The 22,513-nt window shown below is 70.5% G+C and carries 27 protein-coding genes; 4 read left to right on the top strand and 23 right to left on the bottom strand.

What is annotated here, in order from left to right; all coding sequences use genetic code 11:
* Positions 1-74: 74 nt before the first annotated feature.
* The 8 genes from ACH4K4_RS32800 to ACH4K4_RS32765 all read right to left on the bottom strand — a co-directional run bounded on the left by ACH4K4_RS32800 (position 75) and on the right by ACH4K4_RS32765 (position 9,344).
* Positions 75-218, bottom strand: coding sequence for a hypothetical protein (locus ACH4K4_RS32800; protein WP_398172433.1), 144 nt, complete (start codon positions 216-218; stop codon positions 75-77).
* A gap of 547 nt (positions 219-765) precedes the next feature.
* Positions 766-1,185 carry a hypothetical protein gene (locus ACH4K4_RS32795; RefSeq protein WP_398172431.1) on the bottom strand — a complete coding sequence of 140 codons (420 nt, stop codon included), beginning with the start codon at positions 1,183-1,185 and terminating at the stop codon, positions 766-768.
* Positions 1,186-1,484: 299 nt separating this feature from the next.
* Positions 1,485-2,720 carry a cytochrome P450 gene (locus ACH4K4_RS32790; RefSeq protein ID WP_398172429.1) on the bottom strand — a complete coding sequence of 412 codons (1,236 nt, stop codon included), beginning with the start codon at positions 2,718-2,720 and terminating at the stop codon, positions 1,485-1,487.
* A 172-nt stretch (positions 2,721-2,892) separates the two neighbouring features.
* Positions 2,893-4,119, bottom strand: coding sequence for a cytochrome P450 (locus tag ACH4K4_RS32785; RefSeq protein ID WP_398172427.1), 1,227 nt, complete (start codon positions 4,117-4,119; stop codon positions 2,893-2,895).
* Positions 4,120-4,196: 77 nt separating this feature from the next.
* Complete coding sequence (locus ACH4K4_RS32780) at positions 4,197-5,297, bottom strand: hypothetical protein (protein ID WP_398172425.1); 1,101 nt, start codon at positions 5,295-5,297, stop codon at positions 4,197-4,199.
* Positions 5,298-5,388: 91 nt separating this feature from the next.
* Complete coding sequence (gene ispG, locus ACH4K4_RS32775) at positions 5,389-6,489, bottom strand: flavodoxin-dependent (E)-4-hydroxy-3-methylbut-2-enyl-diphosphate synthase (RefSeq protein WP_398172423.1); 1,101 nt, start codon at positions 6,487-6,489, stop codon at positions 5,389-5,391.
* Between the two features lie 5 nt (positions 6,490-6,494).
* Positions 6,495-8,324 carry a 1-deoxy-D-xylulose-5-phosphate synthase gene (locus tag ACH4K4_RS32770; RefSeq protein WP_398172421.1) on the bottom strand — a complete coding sequence of 610 codons (1,830 nt, stop codon included), beginning with the start codon at positions 8,322-8,324 and terminating at the stop codon, positions 6,495-6,497.
* Between the two features lie 81 nt (positions 8,325-8,405).
* On the bottom strand, positions 8,406-9,344 hold the full coding sequence (locus ACH4K4_RS32765) for a polyprenyl synthetase family protein (RefSeq protein ID WP_398172419.1): 939 nt from the start codon (positions 9,342-9,344) through the stop codon (positions 8,406-8,408).
* A gap of 928 nt (positions 9,345-10,272) precedes the next feature.
* Here ACH4K4_RS32765 and ACH4K4_RS32760 point away from each other — a divergent pair.
* The 3 genes from ACH4K4_RS32760 (at position 10,273) to ACH4K4_RS32750 (ending at position 12,628) form a co-directional block, all read left to right on the top strand.
* Complete coding sequence (locus ACH4K4_RS32760) at positions 10,273-10,518, top strand: hypothetical protein (protein WP_398172417.1); 246 nt, start codon at positions 10,273-10,275, stop codon at positions 10,516-10,518.
* A gap of 34 nt (positions 10,519-10,552) precedes the next feature.
* Entirely contained in the window at positions 10,553-12,007 is a 1,455-nt protein-coding gene (locus ACH4K4_RS32755; protein WP_398172415.1) for an ABC1 kinase family protein, read from the top strand.
* A 450-nt stretch (positions 12,008-12,457) separates the two neighbouring features.
* Entirely contained in the window at positions 12,458-12,628 is a 171-nt protein-coding gene (locus tag ACH4K4_RS32750) for a hypothetical protein (RefSeq protein WP_398172413.1), read from the top strand.
* Positions 12,629-12,842: 214 nt separating this feature from the next.
* Here the strand turns inward: ACH4K4_RS32750 and ACH4K4_RS32745 are convergent, their stop codons facing one another.
* The 15 genes from ACH4K4_RS32745 to ACH4K4_RS32675 form a co-directional block, all read right to left on the bottom strand.
* Positions 12,843-13,136: a hypothetical protein gene (locus tag ACH4K4_RS32745; protein ID WP_398172411.1), complete on the bottom strand. Its 294-nt coding sequence runs from the start codon at positions 13,134-13,136 to the stop codon at positions 12,843-12,845.
* 82 nt (positions 13,137-13,218) lie between these two features.
* Complete coding sequence (locus tag ACH4K4_RS32740; protein ID WP_398172409.1) at positions 13,219-13,341, bottom strand: hypothetical protein; 123 nt, start codon at positions 13,339-13,341, stop codon at positions 13,219-13,221.
* 985 nt (positions 13,342-14,326) lie between these two features.
* Entirely contained in the window at positions 14,327-15,319 is a 993-nt protein-coding gene (locus ACH4K4_RS32735) for a 4-hydroxy-3-methylbut-2-enyl diphosphate reductase (RefSeq protein ID WP_398172407.1), read from the bottom strand.
* Between the two features lie 759 nt (positions 15,320-16,078).
* On the bottom strand, positions 16,079-16,591 hold the full coding sequence (locus tag ACH4K4_RS32730; RefSeq protein ID WP_398172405.1) for a hypothetical protein: 513 nt from the start codon (positions 16,589-16,591) through the stop codon (positions 16,079-16,081).
* A gap of 149 nt (positions 16,592-16,740) precedes the next feature.
* Positions 16,741-16,974, bottom strand: coding sequence for a hypothetical protein (locus ACH4K4_RS32725; protein ID WP_398172403.1), 234 nt, complete (start codon positions 16,972-16,974; stop codon positions 16,741-16,743).
* 72 nt (positions 16,975-17,046) lie between these two features.
* Positions 17,047-17,232 carry a hypothetical protein gene (locus tag ACH4K4_RS32720; protein ID WP_398172401.1) on the bottom strand — a complete coding sequence of 62 codons (186 nt, stop codon included), beginning with the start codon at positions 17,230-17,232 and terminating at the stop codon, positions 17,047-17,049.
* The gene (locus tag ACH4K4_RS32715) at positions 17,229-17,714 is read right to left on the bottom strand and encodes a hypothetical protein (protein ID WP_398172399.1); all 486 of its coding nucleotides are present in this window, start codon (positions 17,712-17,714) and stop codon (positions 17,229-17,231) included. Before ACH4K4_RS32715 ends, ACH4K4_RS32720 begins: the two co-directional genes overlap by 4 nt.
* Positions 17,711-17,920 carry a hypothetical protein gene (locus ACH4K4_RS32710; protein ID WP_398172397.1) on the bottom strand — a complete coding sequence of 70 codons (210 nt, stop codon included), beginning with the start codon at positions 17,918-17,920 and terminating at the stop codon, positions 17,711-17,713. The genes ACH4K4_RS32715 and ACH4K4_RS32710 overlap by 4 nt, the downstream gene beginning before the upstream one ends.
* A 56-nt stretch (positions 17,921-17,976) precedes the next feature.
* Positions 17,977-18,417: a hypothetical protein gene (locus ACH4K4_RS32705; RefSeq protein WP_398172395.1), complete on the bottom strand. Its 441-nt coding sequence runs from the start codon at positions 18,415-18,417 to the stop codon at positions 17,977-17,979.
* Positions 18,414-19,091, bottom strand: coding sequence for a diguanylate cyclase domain-containing protein (locus ACH4K4_RS32700; RefSeq protein ID WP_398172393.1), 678 nt, complete (start codon positions 19,089-19,091; stop codon positions 18,414-18,416). The genes ACH4K4_RS32705 and ACH4K4_RS32700 overlap by 4 nt, the downstream gene beginning before the upstream one ends.
* A gap of 94 nt (positions 19,092-19,185) precedes the next feature.
* Positions 19,186-19,491, bottom strand: coding sequence for a hypothetical protein (locus tag ACH4K4_RS32695; protein WP_398172391.1), 306 nt, complete (start codon positions 19,489-19,491; stop codon positions 19,186-19,188).
* Positions 19,492-19,584: 93 nt separating this feature from the next.
* Complete coding sequence (locus ACH4K4_RS32690) at positions 19,585-20,301, bottom strand: NUDIX domain-containing protein (RefSeq protein ID WP_398172389.1); 717 nt, start codon at positions 20,299-20,301, stop codon at positions 19,585-19,587.
* Positions 20,302-20,577: 276 nt separating this feature from the next.
* Entirely contained in the window at positions 20,578-20,778 is a 201-nt protein-coding gene (locus tag ACH4K4_RS32685; RefSeq protein WP_398172387.1) for a hypothetical protein, read from the bottom strand.
* Positions 20,775-21,050, bottom strand: a complete 276-nt coding sequence (locus ACH4K4_RS32680; protein WP_398172385.1) for a hypothetical protein — start codon at positions 21,048-21,050, stop codon at positions 20,775-20,777. Before ACH4K4_RS32680 ends, ACH4K4_RS32685 begins: the two co-directional genes overlap by 4 nt.
* A 50-nt stretch (positions 21,051-21,100) precedes the next feature.
* Positions 21,101-21,250: a hypothetical protein gene (locus ACH4K4_RS32675; protein ID WP_398172383.1), complete on the bottom strand. Its 150-nt coding sequence runs from the start codon at positions 21,248-21,250 to the stop codon at positions 21,101-21,103.
* On the opposite strand from ACH4K4_RS32675, the gene ACH4K4_RS32670 reads away from it, so the two are divergent.
* Complete coding sequence (locus ACH4K4_RS32670; protein ID WP_398172381.1) at positions 21,236-22,456, top strand: tyrosine-type recombinase/integrase; 1,221 nt, start codon at positions 21,236-21,238, stop codon at positions 22,454-22,456. The two genes, ACH4K4_RS32675 and ACH4K4_RS32670, sit on opposite strands and share 15 nt — an antisense overlap.
* Positions 22,457-22,513 lie beyond the last annotated feature (57 nt).

The following is a 22,513-nucleotide window of genomic DNA, read 5'->3' as shown; positions in this document are numbered from 1 at the left end:
ACCACCGTACGCAGGGCACCAGACCCCCGCCCACCCCACCGCTGACCTGCCCCGAAGCCCCGCAACTTGTCATGTCAGGACCGGGAACAGCTTCTGAGATCGGGCTGCACGACTGTGACGCTCTTGCTGGCCGTCGGCTTGTCCTGGACCGCGCCGTAGGCGATACCGTCGTCGCGGATCGAGGCGATGAGGAGGGTCTTGCGGTTACCGTCCCCCACCAGGCAGATGCCCGCTCTGCTGTTTCCATGGGTGCACCGCGGCCTGCATCGCCTCATGCGGTGCGAGCCGCCTGGCGTGTCGAATGCGCCCCGGCAGTCGGCGCAGCCTGCCGGGCGGCGCTATGTAGGCCGGTGGGCTCCCGCCCGCCGCCCGGCAGATCACCGATCTTCTAGCAGCGCTCCAGCGCACGGCAATAGCGCGAACAGCTCTGCGCGCGCCGAGTCCGCGGCGGGGCCAGGGACCTGGTCTTCGCGTGCGCCGGCTTGCCTGCACTCTCTGGGAGCCGTGCGGGGACGCTGGCGCGGGAGGGCGGTGGGCAGTTGCCCTTCGTACTTCGTCGGCGGCCGCCATCCGTCTGCGGACGAGTGGCGGCCACCTTGTGGCAAGCGGTACCTGGCCGAACGGCCCGGCGGCAGGGGCTCTCGGCTTCGGTGTGGTCCGGAGCCGTGTGCCTCCGACCGGGGAGCTGAGGCGGATGCAGTGGTCCGGGATGCCGCCATCACGGAGCAGGCGCTCAGCCGGCGCGGGCTGTTCGGTATGGCGTTGTTACGTCCACCTCGCTGCCTGCAGCGAGACCTTCTGGTCGTCGCCGACGTGGACGGTGATGTCCAGAAGGCGGCCGTGCCAGTCGGCGAACTTGCGTGCGCTGCTCTGTACGGCGCCGTGGGCGCGCCACACCAGCTGGGTCGCTCCGGCTGCGCGCTGGACGGCTCCGGTGGCCTTGATGGTGGCCGCTCCGTCGCCGTCGGTCGCCTGCAGGACGGCCTTCCCCGAGCCGATGAAGGAGTCGGAGGAGATGGCTTCCGCCTCGTAGGTGAAGAAGCCCGCGACGTCGTGCTCGCCGAACGTGCCGTTCGCCGAGAAGGATATCTCGATGACGCTGCGCCCCTCGCGCGATTCCATGACGCGGGTTGCGGTGATGTTCCCCAGCAGATCCAGTACCGTCTTGACGGTTTCTTCGGACATACGCCCTCCCGGGCATGAGATGCGCCGGTTCCGGGGCGGGAGTGGCCGACCCCGGGTTCTTCTGTCCCTGAATGGTGGCCTCATCTCATTCGACCGTCAATGCATCTTTTCGCCAGACGGAGCATGGAACACGGCGCGTGATTTACCTATTCGGGCGTGCTGGGCCAGGTGAATACACGCATACGCAATTGCGTCACCGGGCCTGCCGCATGCGTGCCCCAGTCAGCCGCCTAACGTTTTGCTGGATTCACGCTTCGGTCATCATCTGGCGGGTGAAGTTCCTGGTCAGCGTCAGAGGGTTAGTGCTGTGGCGAGGTCGGGCGGGGAATGACGGGAAGTGTCTGGAATCCGTTTATCACGGTAGAGGGGATCAGCTTTGGCGTCTGCCCTGGGTGGGCCAGGGTGATATCGGGCAGTGCGGTGAGAACGATTCGCAGTGCTGTACGCGTTTCGAGACGGGCGAGCGAGGCTCCGGGGCAGTGGTGGACGCCGTGCCCGAATGCCATATGGCTTTTGTTCGCACGGTGCGGCCTGAATTCATCGGGGTCGGCATGAAGGGCGGGGTCGCGGCTGGCTGCGGCATACATGAAGCTGATGACGTCCCCCTTTTTGATGACGGTCGTGGCGCCGAGACGGATGTCTTCCACCGCGTACCGGAATGGGAGCTGGGCCAGCGGGGCCTGGATGCGCAGGGTTTCTTCGACGACATCGTCGTAGGAGAGACGGCCGGCGCGCAGGGCGCTGCGGCAGGCGGGGGTGCGCAGGAGGTGGAAGAAGGCGGCCGTGATCAGGTTGACGGTGGTCTCGAAGCCCGCACCGATCACTCCGAAGAGGGTGTCGCGCTGGGCCTCGGCCGGCAGGGCCGGCTGTCCGTCCGGAGGGCGGACCACGGCAGTGGACAGGTCGTCGGCAGGGTGGGCCAGCTTGTGGGCACGCAGTTCGTCCACGTGGGCATGGAGCCGGGCGAGGTCGCAGGCTACCTCGTCGGAGGTGCGCTCGGTCGCATTGACCAGGGTGTCAATGGCGTCGAGCAACGGCCGGCGAAGGTGGCCGGGCACGCCCAGCAGGTCGCAGATCACCTCCGCGGGCAGCGGACGTGCGATCTTCTGGCGCAGGTCGACGGTTTCTCCCGGTGCGGCGGTGGCCAGTTGGGCGGTGAGCCGGTCGGCGATCTTTTGCACGGCGTCTTCCATGGCGTGGACGCGCCGGTGGGTGAAGGGGGGCGACAGCCGGGCCCGTTCGATCCGGTGAGCCTCGCCGTAGGTGTTGCTGACGTCGTTGATCTGGGCGAGTGCGGCCGTGGGGCTGGTGGTGGTGCGCAGGTCTTCGGGGCCGTGTTGGCGCAGGTCGCGTGAGACTCGCGGGTCGATTGCGAGGACTTGGACCATGTCGTAGGAGAGGACCAGCCAGGTGAGGATGCCGTCCGCTTCAGCTTTGACGAGTGGCCGTTGGGTTCTCAGAAAATCGAGCTGGTCTCGGATGTTTTCCGGCGTCCCGGTCAGGACGGGGTAGCCGTGGTGTCCAATCGTGATCACGGGTCGGTGCTCCTGGGGAAGTGTCGTGGCCGGTGCCCGCAGGGCCTGTTCAAGGTGGTCTGTTCGGGTTCGGCTCGGCGATGCGGGTCGTGACAGCGTTGACGCGGACTGGCCGTGTGGCTGCTGGTGCCGCGGTGGGCGTCGGGCCGGCTGAGCCCACCGCGGTGTGCGGTCACTGAGCCGGGCGCAGGATCAGGGGGAGCGTCTGGTGGCCGTTGAAGATCAGTGATGGCAGCAGGGGCAGTTCTTCGACGGGAGCCGCGAGCCGGGCGTGGGGGAAGGCGTCGAAGAACTGGGCGAGCGTGCAGGCCGTTTGCAGGCGTCCGAGGGCGGCGCCGAGGCAGAAGTGGACTCCGTAGCCGAAGGCCACGTGCTCCTTGAAGGGGCGGGTGATGTCGAAGGTGTCGGGGTTGTCGTGCCAGTCGGGGTGGCGGTTGGCGGCGGCGTAGGAGGCGAGGATGGCCTCGCCGCGCTGGATGGTCTGCCCGTCGGGCAGGGGCAGGTCGCGTACGGCGTAGCGCAGCGGCATGTGCCGGAAGGCGGGCTCGTAGCGCAGGGCTTCCTCGACCAGGTCGGTGATGGTGGCGCGGCCGGAGCGCAGGTGGGCGAGCTGGTCGGGATGGGTCAGGCACAGGGCGATGGTCCGCTCGATGAGGTTGACGGTGGTCTCCGTGCCGGCGGCGATCACCAGCATCAGGGTGTCGCGCAGTTCGGTCTCGGTGAGCTGGCCGCCGTCGCCTTCGGTGTCGCGGGCGGCGATGAGCTGGGAGGTGAGGTCGTCGCCCGGGGTGATGCGTTTGAGGGCGATGAGGTCTTCGAGCATCGCGATGAGGCTGGCGCCGTCGGCCATGACCTGTTCGAGGGTGTCGGTGCTGCCGAAGGCGCGGTAGATGGCCTGGCCGAAGGCGCTGCCCTGGTCGGGCGGGACGCCCATGAGGTGGCTGATGACGGCAACCGGCAGCGGGTGGGCCAGTTCGGGGCGCACATCGACGACTTCGCCGGGCGGGTGGGTGGCGAGCTTGGCAATCAGGTCGGCGGCGAAGCGGTCGACGGTGGGCTTGAGGGCCTGGATGCGGCGGGGGGTGAAGGCGGGGGCGACCAGGCGGCGCAGCCGGGCGCGGGTGTCGCCGTAGGTGGTGAACATGTTCTCCACCGCGACCCACAGGATCAGCGGCCAGAACTTCAGGGCCCGCTCGTACTCGGACCAGTGCAGCCGGGCGTCCCGGGATACGTCGGGGCTGGCCAGTAACTCCTTGAGCAGTTGCGGGTGGTTGACCGACCAGACGGTGACGCCGAGCATGTCGGCCTTGACCGCGGGGCCGATGGCGCGCAGTTGTTCGTGTTCGGCGTCCGGGTCGGTCGCGTTGGGGTCCAGGACGAAGATGTCGGAGGCGGTCACGGCGGGCTCCTTCGGGTGGGGCAGTGGATGGACTGTGCACCGGCCGGCCGGGCCGGCCGGGGGGGGGGACGTCTGGGTCAGGCGGGCTCATCGAGCAGGTCCCACCACCAGGTGAGGGGGGCGGCGGTGTCGGCGCGGGGGTGGCTGCGGGCCGGTGTGACCTCGTGGAGGGCCTGGGCCGGGCGGCGCAGGCTGTCCGTTCCGCCGCTGTGGGGGATGTCGAGGACGGTGGTGTAGCGGGGCAGGAAGCGCTGCCACTCGTAGGTGCCGCGCACGAGGTTGGCCAGGTGGTCGGTGTAGCGGAGCATGCTGTCGGAGCCGTGCCGGCGCAGGCGCTCGCGCATAGCGACGAAGAAGGTCATGACGTTTTCCAGCAGGGCGCATGCCTGGTCGACGGCGTCCTGGGCCGGGCAGCCGCGCCGGGCGGCGATGAGGTGGACCAGGTTGGATTCCAGGCAGCCCTGGTGGTGCTCGTGGGCGTAGGAGGCGAGGTCGGTGGGGACGGTCAGCAGGATGCCGGCGGCCTGGGTCAGCGCGCGGGTCTGGGGCCGGGTGCGCTCGCGGGCCGGCAGCATCGTTCCCTCGGCCACCTCGATCATGTGGACGGCCAGGAGGTCCGCGCCGTCGCCGGGGCGGATGAGCAGGTGTTCCTCCACGGTCCGCAGCGAGTTCGCGGCCCGGTCGCTGACCCCGCACATGGCGCCGACGGCCCACTGGTAGTGGGCCAGCGCGCACAGCTGGGCCAGTTGGGGGTCGGCCTGCGCGTGGATTCTGCGGGTCATGTCGGCCAGCGCGGAGGCGAACGCGTCGAAGGCCGCATCGCCGGTCGGGGCGGTCGCCGGGTACAGGGCGCGGGCCATCATGCGGGCGGCCAGCGGGTTGAAGGCGCCCGGCCGGGTGGAGTGCGGGCCGGCGTCGCAGTAGTAGTCGTCGAACAGCAGCGCCCACACCAGCCAGTCGGCCAGCAGCTGGACGCCTTCTTCGCAGCCGTCCGGCGCCCAGGCGCAGGCCAAAAAACCGGTGTCGGTGGCGGCGGCCCGCCGCAGGGAGCGCTCGTCCAGGCCGTGGTGCTCCAGCCAGCTGCGCGAGCGTTCCTGGAAGCGCTGCTCGCCGTCTCGCACCCGCAGCTCCAGCGGGCACCACAGGGGCGGGATGACGATGGTGTCGTCGGTTTTCACGTCTGTCTCCTGGGGTTCGTGCCGGGCCGTCCGCGGCGGCTGCACGGTGAGCGGAACGCCGCACTTTGGGCCTGTCGGCGCTGCCGGGGCGTTACTCGGACAAGGTGAGGGCTTCTTCCAGCAGGGTTTCGACGATGCGGCTTTCGGGGACGGTGCGGACGACTTCGCCGCGGCGGAAGATCTGTCCTTTGCCGTTGCCGCAGGAGACGCCGAGGTCGGCGTCGCGGGATTCGCCGGGGCCGTTGACGACGCAGCCCATCACCGCGATGCGCAGCGGGTGGGGGAAGCCGTCGAAGGCAGCTTCGACGCGGGCGGCGAGGCGGTGGAGGTCGACTTGGAGCCGGCCGCAGCCGGGGCAGGAGACGATCTCCAGTTTCCTGGGGCGCAGGCCGAGGGACTGCAGGATGTGGCAGCCGGCCTTGACCTGGTCGGCGGGCGGCCCGGAAAAGGAGACCCGCAGGGTGTCGCCGATGCCCTCGGCCAGCAGGATGCCGAAGGCGACAGCGGACTTGATCGAGCCCGGCAACGGGGTTCCGGCCTCGGTGACGCCCAGGTGCAGGGGGTAGTCGCAGCGGGCGGCGAGCAGCCGGTAGGCGGCCACCACAATGCGGGGGTCGTGGTGCTTCACGGCGATCTTCAAGGCGGTGAAGCCGTGCTCCTCGAACAGGGAGCACTCCCACAGCGCGGACTCCACCAGGGCTTCGGCGGTGGCGGAGCCGTACTTGGCCAGCAGCCGGGGATCGAGGGAGCCGGCGTTGACGCCGATGCGGATGGGAACATCCGCGGCCTGGGCGGCCCGGGCGATCTCCTTGACCTTGTCGTCGAACCGCTTGATGTTGCCGGGGTTGACGCGGACGGCGGCACAGCCGGCGTCGATGGCGGCGAAGACGTAGCGGGGCTGGAAGTGGATGTCGGCGACGACGGGGAGGGGGGATTTGGCGGTCAGGGCCGGCAGGGCGTCGGCGTCGTCCTGGGTGGGCACGGCGACCCGGATGATGTCGCAGCCCGCCGCGGTGGCTTCGGCGATCTGGCGCAGGGTCGCGTCGGTGTCGGTGGTCGGGGTGGTGGTCATGGTCTGGACGGAGACGGGAGCATCCCCGCCGACGGGTACGGTGCCGACGTGGATCTGACGGCAGCGGCGCCGGAGGGAGCGGGCCGGCGGCGCCGGCGCGGGTAAGCCGGTAACAGCCATGGTGTTCACCTCGGGGAGCGGAGTGCGGGGTGGCCGGTGATGGCGCGGCTGATGCCGTCGGCATCGAGGCCGGCGTCGGCCAGGATCTGGGCCCGGGTGCCGTGGTTCAGGAAGCGGCCGGGCAGCGCGAGGGCGTGGACGCGGGTGCGGTGGCCGGTGTCGGCGAGCCGCTGGGTGAGCGCGGCGCCGAATCCGCCGCTGCGGGTGTGGTCCTCGACGGTGACGACCAGCCGGTGGCCGTCGGCCAGGTCGAGCAGGTCGTCCGGGACCGGCAGCAGCCAGCGCGGGTCGGCCACCGTGACCCCGATGCCCTGCGCGGCCACCGTGCGGGCGGCGGCGAGGGCGGGGCGGGCCAGCGGGCCGGCGGGGACCACCAGCACCTGTGCGGCGGGGGTGGTGTAGAGGAGGTCCACCGTCCCGTGGCGCTGGCGGCAGGGCATCGGGTCGCCGGGCTGGCCTTTGGGAAACCGCACCGCGGTGGGCCCGCTGTCGTCGGCGGTGGCCTCGGCCAGCAGCCGGCGCAGCTGCCCGGCGTCCCGGGGGGCGGCCAGCCGCAGCCCGGGAACCGTGCCCAGCAGGCTGATGTCCCACATGCCGTGGTGGGACGGGCCGTCCGGCCCGGTGACCCCGGCCCGGTCCAGCACGAAGGTGACGGGCAGGCGGCGCAGGGCCACATCCATCAGGACCTGGTCGAAGGCCCGGCTGAGGAAGGTGGCGTAGACGGCGACGACGGGGTGGAGCCCGGCCAGGGCCAGGCCGGCGGCGCAGCCCACGGCGTGCTGTTCGGCGATGCCCACATCGAAGCAGCGCCCCGGGAAGCGTTCGGCGAACGGGGCCAGGCCGGTGGGGCCGGGCATCGCCGCCGTCAGGGCGACGAGGTTCTCGCGCCGGGCGCCGAGCGCGCACAGGGCGTCGGAGAACTCCCTCGTCCACGACGGCTGCGGCGCGGCGGCCGGCCGCGCCGTGGAGCCGGAAAGCGCGCCGATGGCGTGCATGCACTCGGCCCGGTCCCCTTCGGCCGGCGGGTAGCCCCGGCCCTTGACGGTGACCACGTGCACCAGCACCGCCCGGCGGGCGGCCCGGGCGGCCCGCAGCGCGTCCTCGACGGCGAAGGTGTCGTGCCCGTCGACGGGGCCGACGTAGGCCAGCCCCAGCAGTTCGAACAGGTTGTCCGGGGCCGTGGACGTACCGGCCCGCCAGGGGGCCTTGCGGCGCAGGCGGCTCAGGTGGGCGGCCAGCGCCCCGGTGGTCGGGGCGTAGGAGCGGCCGTTGTCGTTGAGCACGATGACGACCGGGCGCTCGGGCGCCGCGCCGATGTTGTTCAGCGCCTCCAGCGCCATCCCGCCGGTCAGGGCCCCGTCCCCGATGACCGCCACGACGGCCCGGTCGCTGCGGCCGGTCAGGGCGCGGGCCTTGGCCAGTCCGTCGGCGTAGGACAGGGAGGTGGAGGCGTGCGAGTTCTCGATGACGTCGTGGACGGACTCGGCGCGGCTGGGGTAACCGGACAGGCCGCCGGGCTGGCGCAGCCGGTCGAAGTCCCGGGCCCGGCCGGTCAGGATCTTGTGGACGTACGCCTGGTGGCCGGTGTCGAACAGCACGGTGTCCCGGGGGCTGGCGAACACCCGGTGCAGGGCCAGGGTGACTTCCACGATGCCCAGGTTGGGGCCCAGGTGTCCGCCCACGGCTTGGACCTTGTCGATCAAGAAGGCGCGGATGAGGCCGGCGAGCCGTCCCAGCCCGGCGCCGTCGAGCCGGTCAAGCCCGGCGGCGTCCAGCGCATCGAGGGTATCGAGCAGCTCTCGGTGGCGATCGGCGGTCTGGACGGGACTGCTCATAAAGACCTCACGGCAGCGGTGATGGGCGCGGCGGGGGTACGGGGGATCCCAGCAGATGGGCAGGGCACGCTGGACGCCCCCTTAGCGCGACCGGTCGGTCATCAGCCGGGCCAGGTCGGCCAGGGCCCGGCGGGGGCCGGGCAGCGGGGCGGCCGCGTCCAGGTGGGTGTACGCCTCGTTGAGGGCGCGGCAGGCCGCTTCGCGGGCCCGTTTCGCGCCGCCGGCACGCCGTACCGCCAGCAGGCCGCGCTCGACCTGCTGGGCCGTCAGCGGGTGCCGCTGGCCGTAGAGCCGGCCCAGCTCCGCTGCCGCGCGGGCGTCCTCGGCGCACGCGGCGAGCACGGGATAGGTCTTCTTGCGCCGGGCCAGGTCGCTGCCGACCGGCTTGCCGGTGGCCTGCGCGTCACCGAACAGCCCCAGCAGGTCGTCGGTGATCTGGAAGGCCAGGCCCAGGGCGCGTCCGAAGCGGTCGAAGTGGACGGCCCGCTCGGGTTCGCAGCCGGCGGCCAGCGCGCCCAGGGTGCAGGCGGCCCCCATCAGTGAGCCGGTCTTGCCGAGGGCCATCGCCGTGTACTCCTTGAGCGTCACCTCGGTGCGCGTCTCGAAGGCGATGTCCAGGGCCTGGCCCTCGATCAGCTCCTGCACCGTCGCGCACAGCCGCTGTGCCAGCGGTGTCCCGCGCTGCGGGGGGATGCGGGCGAGGACCGAGCAGGCATGGGCCAGCAGCGCATCCCCGCCCAGCAGGGCCGCGGGGACGCCGAAGGCCGACCACAGAGCGGGACGGCCGCGCCGCATCCGGTCGCCGTCGATCACATCGTCGTGGATCAGTGAGAAGTTGTGCACCAGTTCCACGGCGGCGCCCACCGGCACGAGGTGCGATGCCGTGCCCCCGACCGACTCGCCGCAGCCCACCGCCAGGGCCGGGCGCAGGGCCTTGCCCGGGCGGGCGGCCTGGGGCCTGCCCTGCTCGTCACACCAGCCGAAGTGAAACCCGCTCCACAGCCGGGCACCGGGCGGCAAGCCCTGGGTCAGCTCCCGTAATGCCTCATCGACGCTGTCGCGGGCTCGGGAGAGTAGTCGTGCGCCCGGCCTTCGCAGGCGAGGGCCGGTGCCCTCGGTATCCGCGGTTTCCACCGTGCTACCTCCGACCGAAAGTCATGGTCCACAAGTGAGTGCCCTATGCGCTGATGTGGTTGCACAGGCGGCGCAGCTGCACTGGCCTTCGCTGTGCCGCCCGGCCGCGCCAACGTCATGGCGGGGCCGTCGCATCTCGCTGCGCGCAGGCGTCCTCGTGGGCCCGAGGGAGGCCGGAATCGCGTCGTCGTTCACCGGGCCGGGGCCCGGGCGAGCCGTCGAACGAGGTGGTGAGTCCCTGTCCGCGTAACGCCCGGAGGGCGCCTCGGCGCGCGGAAGGGTGAGCGGTGAACCGAGTTCCCTGTGCGGGCTCCGCAGTGTGTCCGCACACATCCGAAGCTGCCGATCATACGTTCGACGCTTCCAGGATGCCGCACTCGGTGCTGTGCGCAAGAGGGCCCCGCAGAAAGTCGCCACGTTCCGTCACGGACACCACGTGTCAGTCACGGAGCGCCCGTCTTTCCAGCTCACAAGGCTCCTGGAATGCCTCGCTCCGCTCACGGCAGCGATTCGGTGGCCAACCGCCTGCCTGTGCCGCGACGACGCCACCGCCACCGCGTGAACCTCTGGGCGGCATGCGTCCCGCACCGAAGGTTTCCGGCCGCCGTGGCCGAGAGGGCGGGGGTTGACGCGCCACCGGTTGGGCGCTGCCATGGCAGAGCAGGCCGGTGCCATCGGGCCCGTGCGCCTGCAGCCTCCCGCACGCGCCGCCCCCGGTACGCAAAGCCCGGGGCCGGATACGCGTCGGCCCACGACCGTCTCGCGCCCTTTTTGAGGCGTGCCAGCGAACCAGCGACCCGAAAGGGGCGACGCCATGGCCAGACGCCGCGACACACCGGGTGACCGACTCGCCGACATGATCGGCGGCTTCGACAAAGGGATGCGCAAGGGGCTGCGCAGCAAGAGGAAGAAACGCAGCAAGACCAAGAAGCGCCAGCGGCGCAACGAGCGCCAGATCGCAGCTCTCAGCGACCAGGTCTCCCAGCTGACCAGTGCGGTGACCTCACTCACCACCCACGTCGGCGGAAAAACCGCGTCGCGAGCGGACGGCGACCGCTAGGTGACGCCAGCCCTGAGCCACCCGTCCGGCCGCGGTGGCTGACGGACGCGGCCGGCGGGCGGTCCGCATCGCAGCCCGCGCGGCCTCCCAGGAGGCCGCACGGGCCCTGTCCCGGACCGCCCGGCGCGCCCCACAGCACCTCGGCCCTGACCGGGCGGCGGGAGCACGGCGTTTCCGCCGCACCCTGGAAGAGCTCGGCCCCTTCTACATCAAGATCGGCCAGATCCTCGCCACCCGGCCGGACTTCGTACCCGACCATGTGCGCGAGGAACTGGCCCAGCTCAACGACCAGGCGGTCGTGCAGCCGTTCACCGACTTCGCCCCGCTGCTCGAAGAGGGCCTGGGGGCCGACTGGCGTGAGCGGTTCGCCTCGGTACGCACCGAAGAGCCCCTGGGATCGGCATCCCTGGCACAGGTCTACCGCGCCACCCTCGCCGACGGCACCGACTGCGTCATCAAGGTGCAGCGTCCCGGCGCCGACCGGGCCGTCCTCGGCGACATGAGCGTGCTGAACAAGGTGGCACGCCTCATCGCACGCATCGCCCCGCACTTCAGCGAAGTCATCGACATGGGCGGAATGCTGGAAGTGCTGTTCGACGCCATGCAGGACGAACTGGACTTCACCCGGGAAGCCTCCAACATGAAGGCCGCCCGCAAACTCGCCCGCCACTACAAGCACATCAGCGTCCCCAAAGTCCTGCACGCCACCCCCAAGGTACTCATCCAGAGCTTCGCCGACGGTGTGTCCATCAACCGCATCAAGGACGACGAACTCACCCCCAAACAGCGCAAGAAGACCGCCACCCAGCTCATCGACTTCATGTTCCGCACCTACTTCACCACCGGCCGCTTCCACGCGGACCCGCACCCCGGCAACGTCCTGATCGGCTCCAACGGCACCGCACACATCATCGACTGGGGCATGGTCGGCCGGCTCGACCGCAGCGCCCGGCTCGCCCTGCTCGGCGTCTTTTTGGGCCTGGCCCGCAACGACGGCGAGACCTTCGCACGCCAGTGGATCCGCATGGGCTCCCTGACACCCTGGAGCGACGTGCCCGGCTTCATCCAGGACCTCTCCCGCAAGATCCCCCGCTGGTCCAACGCCACCCTCGCCGAACTCAACTACGGCGTGGCCCTGATGTCCGTCCTGAAGTACTCCACCCACCGCGGCATCCACGTGGCCCCCATCGTCTCCATCGTCGGCAAGTCGGTCGCCAACATGGAAGGCTCCGTACGCTGCCTCTATGGGAAAGCCAAACTCCGCAACGTGCTGCGCGGCACCCTGGAGGACATCATGCGCGACCAGCTGAACAGCGAACTCGACCCCGAGCAGCTCGCCGCCCACCTGGTCAACTTCCTTACCCTCACCGACAAGACCGCCGCCCAGACCCACGCGTTCCTCAACCAACTCGCCGCCCAGCAGTTCACCGTGCACGCACGCGCCAACCTCGGCGACCCGATCGGCCCCGGCCGCAAACACCGCGGATGACCCCTGCACCCGGCAGCCGGGCGTAGCCTGCCGCCGGCCCTCGACGAGCGAGACCCTGGAGCCCCCAGCGCTTGCGTCAAGCCGCTCTCAGCCGCTCAAAAGGGTTCTGCTTCCACATCCGCCACAGATGCCCCGGTGAACCAGATTGACTGCTGAAAATCCGTGCGTCTTCAAGTAAGGAGAACGTCCGAATATCTCCGTCACGACAGGCGACCCCTTCCCTACGGTGAGCATCTGCCGACACCCTGCGGGGGCAGCGGTCAGGACGACGCATTCTCGACGGCGAAGCGCAGCCTGGACGGAAGGCCGGAGCAGTTGATCTGTTACCGGCAGGCGTGGAAATGAAGGGTGGCTGGTGCAGCAGGTGGAACGCGTCAGGCCAATTGCTGCGCGACAGCCCAAACCCGAGTCGCATCACGGCTTTCCGTCTCGGAAACGGAGGACTATTCCGTGATCTCCCGCCCTCGGAGCCTCCTGTTCTGGCTCATCCTGATCATCTTGTTGTTCCTGATAGCCAAGGAACCTGAACAGGTGGCCCACGTGATTACCACGGTGTATCACGCCATCGCTACATTCTTCGATTCACTGGGCCGGTTCGCGGGCAGCCTGGGCGGCAAGTGAACTCTGTTTCGAAGTCCAGCAATGGTTGCGCCTCGCCGCCGCACCACCCGCGGGCGCCAGCTCGGAAGGATAGCGTCGTGCAACGTGGCACCCTCGCAGGTCTTCTCCTCGCCCTGCTCATCGGCACTGGCTGTGCGTCCTACCCCACCAGCTATGTAAATGTTCCGCTGGTCTCACCCGCCTCGCCACAGAGAGAGACCGTGACCTCCTCGCCTCAAACGGTCACCACGACGCCCACACCGCAGCCTTCGGCGCACACCGCCACCGCCCCGCCGGTGACCGCGCCGCCGCCCGTCACCGGCCCAGCGACACCACCGTCCGCGTCTGCTGCACAGCCGGCACCGCCCCAGCCACAGGAGTCGTCCCCCCACTCCACCAGCGCCCCGTCCTGCCCCGCACCCGCGCAGCCTTCCGCCAGCCCCTCGCCGTCCGTCTCGCCGTCACGCTTCGAGGCGTGTCCTGCCGCGCCCCCCGCCGAGCCCGAGCCCACCTCGTCCGAATGCCTCACGCCAAGCGCTGACGACGGGCAGCCGACGCCGGAGCCAAAGAGCTGAACGCATCACTGGACATACGGCGAACAGCCACAGGTGTCAGCCGGTGACCAGCACGGTGAAGAACACGCCCAGAGCGACGAAGAACCTGATCACGGCGTAATACACCACGAGTATTACATGCGCTGTCCCGACCGGAGCCTTGACTATGAGGAACAACAAGATGACCAGGATGAGCCAGAACAAAAGACTCCGGGGCCGGGAAATCACGTCGGCGTCCCTCCCTCTTGACGAGCGCCTACAGACGGCGACGTAAGCTGGACGAGGCGGGCCGCTCCGGGGCCTGTTGCGCCTCTGCGGCATCAGGTTGACTGTCACGGGTAACGGGTGGCGCAGAACAACACCCGTCAGGGCCTGGTTACTACCCGCACCTACAAGACGGCGTGGACGGTGCCGACCGGGCACGTCTCACACAACGTCAAGCCCGCGGTCGAACCGGCTGCGTACTGTTCGACGCTGCCCACACTGAAGTCATACCCGAAAATGGGCTGAGCCATCGGGCGCAGACCGTGCGGCGGCAATTTCACGGCGGCCCTTGGCCACACTTCACCACAGCCTCAGAGGCCGCCCGGCCGCAGTGGCAGTACTGATATGTGCGGCAACTTGTGCTTCATCTTCACCGTCGAACAGACCCGCATGTGGCGCGGCGCCAATGGCGCAGGCCCAGCCGACCAGTCGGCTGACCGGAATTCGTCGTCGGCTGAGCCGCTCGGCACAACAGCTCGCATCCCCGCACCGAGGAAGCAGCGGCACGCCGGCTCCGCCGACAGCCTGCAGCCCTTGCCCCAGGACCAGAACCGGGCCCCCTTGCATCGGCCGACCACCGGGCCCAGGCTCGGATAGCGATGCGCACCGGTTCCGGTTCCCCCGCTCAGCACGGCAATAACAGGGTCTCGCACGGTAGCTGCCATCGCTCGGGCGTCCGGCGGGAACGGAGGGCCGACAGGCCCGAGCGGTTCCGAAGGAGGCGACGGTAGCGACGGCACCGACCGCCGCATCCGCCTCCCGGAACCCAGTGATCTTGCCGAAGGCAACGTCTGGGCCGACGGCGATGGAGGCAGGGGCCGACCGGCAGTCCTTGGAAAACGGGAACTGCGCCCGCACGAGTCCGGACACACTGGCTCGGCTCTGCGACCCGGACGCCCGGTTACGGCAGGGACTTTGGGGCCGCGGGTTCGGCGCGCAGGTCGCGGCGGAGTTCCTTGGGCAGCGAGAAGGTGATGGACTCCTCGGCGGCCTTGACCGTCTCCACGTCTTCGTAGCCGCGCTGGGCGAGCCAGTCCAGTACCCCGTGGACCAGCACCTTGGGGACGGACGCGCCGGAGGTGAGGCCTACGGTGCTCACGCCCTGAAGCCAGCTCTCGTCGATCTCCTCGGCGCCGTCCACCAGGTGGGCGGCGCCGGCGCCGGCGCCCAGGGCGACCTCGACGAGGCGAACCGAGTTCGAGGAGTTCTTCGAGCCGACGACGATGACGAGGTCGGCATCGGCGCCCATCTGCTTGACGGCCACCTGGCGGTTCTGGGAGGCGTAGCAGATGTCGTCGCTGGGCGGGGAGAGGAGGTTGGGGAAGCGGCCCTTGAGGGCGCCGACCGTCTCCATGGTCTCGTCGACCGACAGGGTGGTCTGGGAGAGCCAGACGACCTTGTCCGGGTCGCGGACCTCGACGTTCTTCACGTCGTCGGGGCCGTCGACCAGGGTGATGTGGTCGGGGGCCTCGCCGCTGGTGCCGATGACCTCTTCGTGGCCCTCGTGGCCGATCAGGAGGATGTCGAAGTCCTCCTTGGCGTAGCGGACGGCCTCCTTGTGGACCTTGGTGACCAGCGGGCAGGTCGCGTCGATGACGGTGAGGTTGCGGCGGGCTGCTTCGGCGTGGACGACCGGGGCGACGCCGTGGGCGGAGAAGATGACGGTGTGGCCGTCGGGTACCTCGTCGGTCTCGTTGACGAAGATGGCGCCCTTCTTCTCCAGGGCCTTGATGACATGCTGGTTGTGGACGATTTCGTGGCGCACGTACAGAGGGGAGCCATAACGTTCAAGGGCCAGTTCCACGGTCTGGATGGCGCGGTCGACGCCGGCGCAGACGCCCCGGGGGGCCGCCAGCAAAACCCTTTTGCCGCGCTGGGAAGTGGGGGCTGTCATGTCATCCTCACAGTTGCGGACGTGGCGAGTCCGGACAGGGAATGCTTGCCTCCGACGGCTCGGGCCAGGACGCGTTCGGCCTGTCGGGCGCGTTCGACGATGAGCTGTTCGACGGCCTGTGCGGCACGGCGGCAGCCTTCCCGGGCGGCGGAGAGGCCGCCGATGAGGAACGTATGTGCGCCAGGCCCGTCCGCACAGGGCGTACGGGAGCACGGGGCGCCGCCCAGATGGCTATCCGCCGTGTGGCCGGTCTCCGCTGCTTGTCGTGCGGCGCGCCCCTTCCGCGGTACCTGACGGAGCCTCGCGCACAGCTCCGGGGCGGGAGAGGCGCGGGCGACCCTTGGCGAAGGGGGCTTTACGGTCACAATTCTCCGAGCGGAAGTAAACATATATTCTGTTATGCGCGGTTGCTCCGGTGGGCTTCGGGGCGCACTCCCGGGCATGCTCCGGCGCTCTGAGCCTCCGGCTGTACCCGCGTGCGCCCCCGTGCGCCGTCACGACAGGCCGGTGCGGTGATGGATGTCCGGCCACTCATGGGCTCAATGGCCGCCACCCGCCCAGGCGGTGAGCTCGTAGTTGTGCTGTCCGGCGACGGAGCAGCGGCGCTGGTGCACGCCGAACGCATGAAGGAGCGGACCTGCGGGGAGAAACGGCACCGGCCGCGGCTGCGGGTGTGGGTGCGGCCCCGGCCGTACTCGTCCCATCATGGGGACCGGGGCCTGTCCCGCACGCTCCATACCGGTGCAGGCCACGGAGATCCTAGTGCTTCCAAGGCTGCGCCGACGCCAGCGAGCTCGGCAAGACGTACCCGGCATTGGCCACCTCCTGCAGGGAAGAGCCACGTGCGCAGGCCGCCCGCCCACGAGCGCTGGACGTGATCCGCGCAGCTCGACCGCTACTGAACGAGCCGCCCCGATAGGCCCAGCGCCGCACCGGCTCGCAAACACCACTTCGCCCGCACAACATCAGATGGATCCGGTCAAAGGTCACAAGGAGCGCGTATCGGCTCTCAGAACCCGTACACACAACCGCGCAAGCCGCGGAATCACGCACGGGTTCCGCGCCACAAGGCGTCGAGAATCTGCAAACCCGCGTGCTTTTTTCGGGGTCCAGGCCGGTCTGGCGGGCGACGGTGTCGGAGATGTTCGGGTCGTCGGGCGGGTTGAGCAGGACGTCGGTGAGGTTGATGGACAGGACAGCGGCGCGGTAGCGCGGCGGGGGCGGGTCCTGCCAGCGGGCGCCGAAAGAGTCGATGAACACGTCGTACGTCACGGTGTGCGTGCCTCCGAATTCGGGGCTGCAGTGGAAGGGAACAGCGCCGGAGCGGACAGGGCTTGGCCGACGGCGGCGCGGATGCGACCGGAACCGGCCGACGCAGCGTCGGCCGGGCCCGGAGGAGGGGGTCGGGTGGATGCTGCTGCTCAGTGGCAGCGGCTGCTCGATCCGTGATGCTGCTGGGAGTTGGAGTGCGGGATCGGTTTGCCGACGCTGCCGTGGCCGCCAGGGCCGGGGCGCTGCACTGCCGACAGCGCGGCGGCCGGCGTGGGCGCCCTGTCGTCGCAGTGCCGGGCGCGGCGGTCGGTACAGGCAGCCGCCGCGGGGGCAAGGAGTGCCAGGGTGACCAGCACGGGCATGGCGCGGGCCGGGACAGTCATGGTTGGAGACCTTTCCTGAGCAGGGGTGCCGTGCCCGTACGGCGGCGGGCACGGCACTGGAGAGTGGGCGGGTCAGTGCGGAGCGGGATTGTCGGCGATCACCAGGAATTCGTCGGTGTCCCGGTTCATGACGACCCGGGCGGGCCGGCCCTGGGCGCGCTGGTCGGCGGCGTACTCGTCGGCTGGCCACGAGCCGCGCGGGTGAGCGGCGGGGAATCCTTTGAGCACGGTGCGCTGCGCCGATGGGGCGGTGGTCATCGCTGGCCACCGCCGTTCTCGTAGGCGTCGATCAGGTCGAGGATGGCGTCGGGGCTGTCGGCCTCGCCGACCCATGTGCCGGTCACGGTGAACACCGGAACGGTGTCCCGGTCCGCGTCGAAGACGGCCGCGTAGCCACCCCACCTCTCGAGCACCAGGTCGTACAGGACCGGGGCGGGGGCGGCTTCCAGGACCTCCAGGGCGTCGACGGTCAGTCGGGCCGGGGCGGCCGGTCCGTCGGCCTGGACGGCGGTGCCGGTGACACGGAGCAGGTCGCCGGGCTGGATCTCGCTCAGCAGGACGTCGGTGATGCGCGGGTCGCTGGTGGCGCAGGCGTACACCGTGTCCGGGGTGTCGGGCGCGATCCGGTCCGCGTCGGCGGGGGAGTGGATCAGGTCGAACGTCGCGGTGCCCCAACGGGTGCCGGGGGCCGGGATGGCGTCGACGTAGCCGTCTATGGCGAGGTGCGTCCGAGAGGTCATGAGCGGGCCTCCGCCCGGGTCTTGGTGGTGCGCGGGGAGCGGGGTCGGGGGGTGTGCTGAGCGAGAACCAGGAGTTCGCGGTTGCGTCGCTGCTGCTCGGGGGTGAGCGGCCTGGACTTCGTGCCGCGCCGGTGCCAGAGCGGCGAGGCCGGCGGCTCGGGGTAGGCCAGGGTGTGGTCGGTGCCGTGCTGGGGTGTGCTGCTCATATGGGTGCCTCCGGGTGGAGGGGGCAAGGCGTGGTTGCAGCGGCGGCTTCTGCGGGTCACGGCCGCAGGTGGGGCAGCTGCTGGAGGACCTGGTCCACGAGGTCCTGCGTCGGCTTCCAGGCCGGAAGCGCGCCCGTGGCGGGCACGGGCAGCGGCAGCTCGTGGACGTCGTCGAGGACCAGGTGGTGAACGTCCCTCTGTGCCCAGGGGCTGGTGCACCGCTCGGGGCCCTGGTCCGGGTGGCAGTTGGTGAGCCGGGCAACGCCGATGACCGCGCCGCGGTAGAGCTCGCGGCCGCGGATCGCGGTGGTCACCAGCGGGTCGCGCAGCAGGGCGGGATCCGGCTTCGCCTTCCCGGCGTGGAGGAGGACCCAGCCGCGCCACGGCCAGTTCGCGGGCCTGTTCTCCGGGGTCTTCCCGGCGAGGATGCAGGTGGCCCAGGGCTGGCGGATCGTGACGCCGCGGACCCAGTCGCCGCCTTCGAGTTCGCCGGTCATGCGGCACGCTCCAGCAGCGCGGTGCCGGGACGGCCGGCGCGGCGGCCGTTGACGGTGGGCGTCTGCAGGTCCTCGATCTCCGCCCAGCCATACCGGCCGGAGTGCTTGGCCCGGTACATCGAGACGTCCGCGCCGCGCAGCAGGACGGGCAGGGCGTGGATGCCGAGGTAGTCGGGGACGGCAGTGCCGACCGACGCGGCGACGGCGAGGGGCCCGGTCTCGGTGGGAACGGGCTCGTGCAGCACGCCCATCAGCTCCGTCAGGCGCTGCTCCATCGCCTCGCCTCCGGCCCGGGCGTCGACACGGGCCGCGACCGCGAACTCATCGCCGCCCAGACGGCCGACGACTCCGCGAGGTCCGGCCCAACGGGCAAGGCGCGCGCCGGTCACGGCGAGGACCTGGTCGCCGGCGGCGTGGCCGCGGCTGTCGTTCAGGCCCTTGAAGTCGTCGAGGTCGACCAGGCAGACCAGGGAGTCCTTGTGGTGACGGGCGAGCAGACGCTGGGCGCGGCGCTCGAACGCGGCGCGTCGCTGGGCTCCGGTGAGGGGGTCGACGGCGAGGCGCCGGTGAAGGGTGAGCACGTGAACGGCCCAGCCGGTAAGCGGGACCGCAAGAGTGGTGATGATGAGGGCGCACTGCCCGATCGGGGACGCAATGCGGGTGACGGGGTCCATACTTGAGGTCTCCCTCTCTCGTCTCGTACGGGGTGGGTAGGCCCGGGACAGGCGAACTGGTTTGGACGCCTTGAGCGTCTGTCCCGGGGCAGAGTTATAGATCGAGGTGGCTGACGCGGCCCCATGTGTACGGCGGCAGGTTCCAACGGCCGACGGTCGCCGCCTGCCAGTCGGGCTCCCAGCCGGGCCGGTAGCCGCGAGCTCCCCAGCCGTCCGGTCGTCTGCGGGGAATCTCGCCTCCGGCCTGCTGCGCGGCGCGCGCCGCGTCATAGACCGCGTGCGCGATCCGTGCGGCAGCGCTGCGGCTGTCGGCGCGGCCGGTGAAGACGTGCACACCGCTGAGACCCGCGGTGTTCCGTATCGGGACATCGACCTCGTAGTAGGGCAGGGGCACGTTCATCTCCCTTCGCGGCTTGCTTGGTTGAGGGGCCACCGCGACCGCCCCGTCCCGGCGGTCGGGGCGGGGCGGTACGGAGTGCGCTCAACGCACGGGTCAGCGGGTCGCCTCGAGGGCGTCGCGCAGGTGGGTGCGTGCTCGCGCCAGGAGCGCGCGCTGTTCGTCTTCGGTGCTGGTCAGCGCGTTGGTGAGGTGGGAGACGGCGGCATCCAGGTCCTCGCAGGCCTCCTGGAGGTAGCCGACGCTTGCGGTGGCCAGGGCGTCGCGGGCGCGTTCGACCAGGTCGATGAAGGCACTCGGGGTGATGTGCTGCGGTGCTTCCTCCGAGATGAGCGCGGCGAGGTCGGCGCTGAAGCAGCTGCTGAGCACGGTGAAGGTGTCGGTCTTGGTCGCGGCGACCTTGCGTCGGGCGTCGGCCACGATCCGGTCATGGTCGAATGCCAGGGGGCTGTGCCCATCCAGCGGCACCCATTGCACGGCTCGGGCGTCGTCCCCGGCCTGGGCCGTGGTGCTGTCGGGCACGAGGACCACGAACGCCACGCTGATGCACCGGCCGCGCGGGTCGCGGCCGGGGTCGTCATAGACGCCGACCAGCGTCAGGTCGCCCTCGGTGATGCGGACGCCGGTCTCCTCCCGCAGCTCGCGCACGGCAGCTTCGAGCGCGGTCTCGCCCCGGTCGACGTAGCCACCCGGCAGCGCGAAGTCGCCTTCGTACGGCGGCCAGTCCCGCGTGATCGCCAGGAAGTGACGGCCGCGGATGCAGGTCACATCGACGGTGTAGAAGATCGTCTCAGCGACGGTGTCGGTGTTCATGTGGTGCCTCCTGGTTTCGAAGAGGTGAGATGGAAGGGACGGAATATGTCGTCCCAGGGAGCTGCCGAGGAAAGAAGTGCTCCGGGGCGGCCGGGCGTGAAGGCCGGCGGCCGCCCCGGGCGTTTGTCAGCGCCAGGCGTCTGACGGCGCGGGCCGGGTGTGAGGGCCGGCGTCCGCCCCGGGCGCTGGTGAGCCACTGGCGGCGATGACAGGGCGAGGGTGATCTGCCGAGCGCACGATCGGCTCGGGCCGGCCTGCTCACGCCGGTGTGGCCCGTCAGAACGGCAGATCGATGGTGATCCGCTGACGGGGGTCACCGGCACTGGTGTGGACGGTGCGGCGGTGAGCGATGAGGCCGGCGCCCCCGCCTTGGATGGGCAGGTGGCAGTCCGGGCAGCCGTGGCACCAGTCGTCGCCGTCGGGAAGTTCGGCCGGGGTGAGCGGATGCGGGTGCGGCCCGTCAGCGGCGCGGCTCACTGGCGGTCACCTCCTGCCAGATGCTGCCGGTCGGCCAGGACCAGCAGTTCCAGGGCGAGGCCCGGCGCAGACAAGATGGTGCGCAGGATCGAGGTGAGACCGTCGCGCTCGATGGCGTTGAGCCCGTCCCACACGGCATGGGCATCGCCGTGCACGCCGACGGCCTTGAGGTACTCGTTCTCGGTGGTGGCGGTGTGCTCGGCACCGCACCGGCCGCACCGGAAACCGGCGCGGTCCCAGCCACTCGCGGTGGTGTCGGAGGTGGTGCTCACGCGTCGGCCGCCTCCAGCGGAGGCCCGGACGCGGTCGAGGGCGGTGCGGGTCACCGGCTGGTGGCCTTGGTGGTGGCGATGAGCGCGGCGAGGGTCTCCCAGCCGTGGTGCCAGCTGCGGTCAGTTGACTGCACTAACTCAGGCCACAGCTCGACTTGGTCGTGGGGCGTCAGGAACATCTGGGCATGTCGTTGTCGCATGAGTTCTCCCGTGTACATCGAGATCTGATGGACGGCCGCGTACGGCTGTCGAGGATCGGGGCGGTTGCTGCCGGTACGTCGGCGTCGTTGCCGTGGCTGGTGGTGGACGGTGCGGGCCGTGAGGTCGAGCCGGTCAGCAGCTATCTCCGGGACCGTCTGCTGGGGGACGTGAGTCCGCTGACGTGCCGGAGTTACGCGTACGACCTGCTGCGCTGGTTCCGGGTGTTGTGGACCGTGGACGTCGGCTGGGAGCAGGCCACGGAGGCGGAGGCGGCTGCGATGGTGGGCTGGCTCCGGTCGGCCCGCAATCCGCAGCGGCACAGGCGCCGTGAGGGCGGGTTCCCGCCCGGGTCGGTGAACCCGACGACCGGGAAGCGGGTCCTGGCGGCGGGGTACGCCCCGGCGACGATCGCGCACAGCCTGTCGGCGGTGCACGGCTTCTACGCCTTCCACCTGCACTTCGGGCGCGGGCCGGTGCTCAATCCGGTGCCGGAGAACCGGGCCCGTCGCGCGACGCTCGCCCACCGGTCGCCATTGGAGGTTCCCGGCCGGCACCGCCGGGGCCGTCTGCGGCCGAAGGTCCCGGTCCGTCAGCCGCGGGCGATTCCCGATGCCCAGTGGGAGGACCTGTTCGCACAGATGCGGTGCGCCCGGGACCGGGCCCTTCTGGCCTGCTACGTCTCCTCCGGGGCTCGGGCGACCGAGCTGTTGGGCGTCGGGCTCGCCGATGTCGACTGGCAGAAGGGCCGGTTGTGGGTCGTTTCCAAGGGGACTCGGGACCGTCAGCCCGTGCCGGTTTCGCCCGAGGCGCTGGCCTACCTGGCGGCCTACCTCGATGACGTCGGCCTTCCTGACGACGGGGGACCGGTCTGGCGCACTCGCCGTGGTGAGCCGCGTCCGCTGACCTACTGGGCGGCCCGGCGGATTCTCCAGCGGGCGACCGAGCAGCTGGGCATGAACTGGACGCTCCACGACGCGAGACACACGGCAGCGACCCGGTTCGCCCGGGACCCGGCGATGACCTTGGCGGAGGTGCAGACGATCCTGCGGCACGCGCATGTCACCACCACCGCCCTCTACACCGTGGTCGGCCTGGAGGACCTGGTCGACAAGCTCGCCGAGCACTACGGCCGTCCGGCTCAGCCAGCCGCGTGGTCTCAGCAGTACGACCCGCAGGACGTGGCGGTGGTGTTCGGTGCCCGGTAGTCAGGCGGGCAACAGCGCCCGAGTGAAGGGCCCGACCACCGGACGGGTCCGCCGCCA

It is taken from the genome of Streptomyces sp. NPDC017529, assembly GCF_044329785.1.
In the GTDB taxonomy this organism is placed as follows: Bacteria; Actinomycetota; Actinomycetes; order Streptomycetales; family Streptomycetaceae; genus Streptomyces.
The sequence above is the reverse complement of the archived record's forward strand: the minus strand, read 5'-3'. Positions and strand labels throughout refer to the sequence as shown.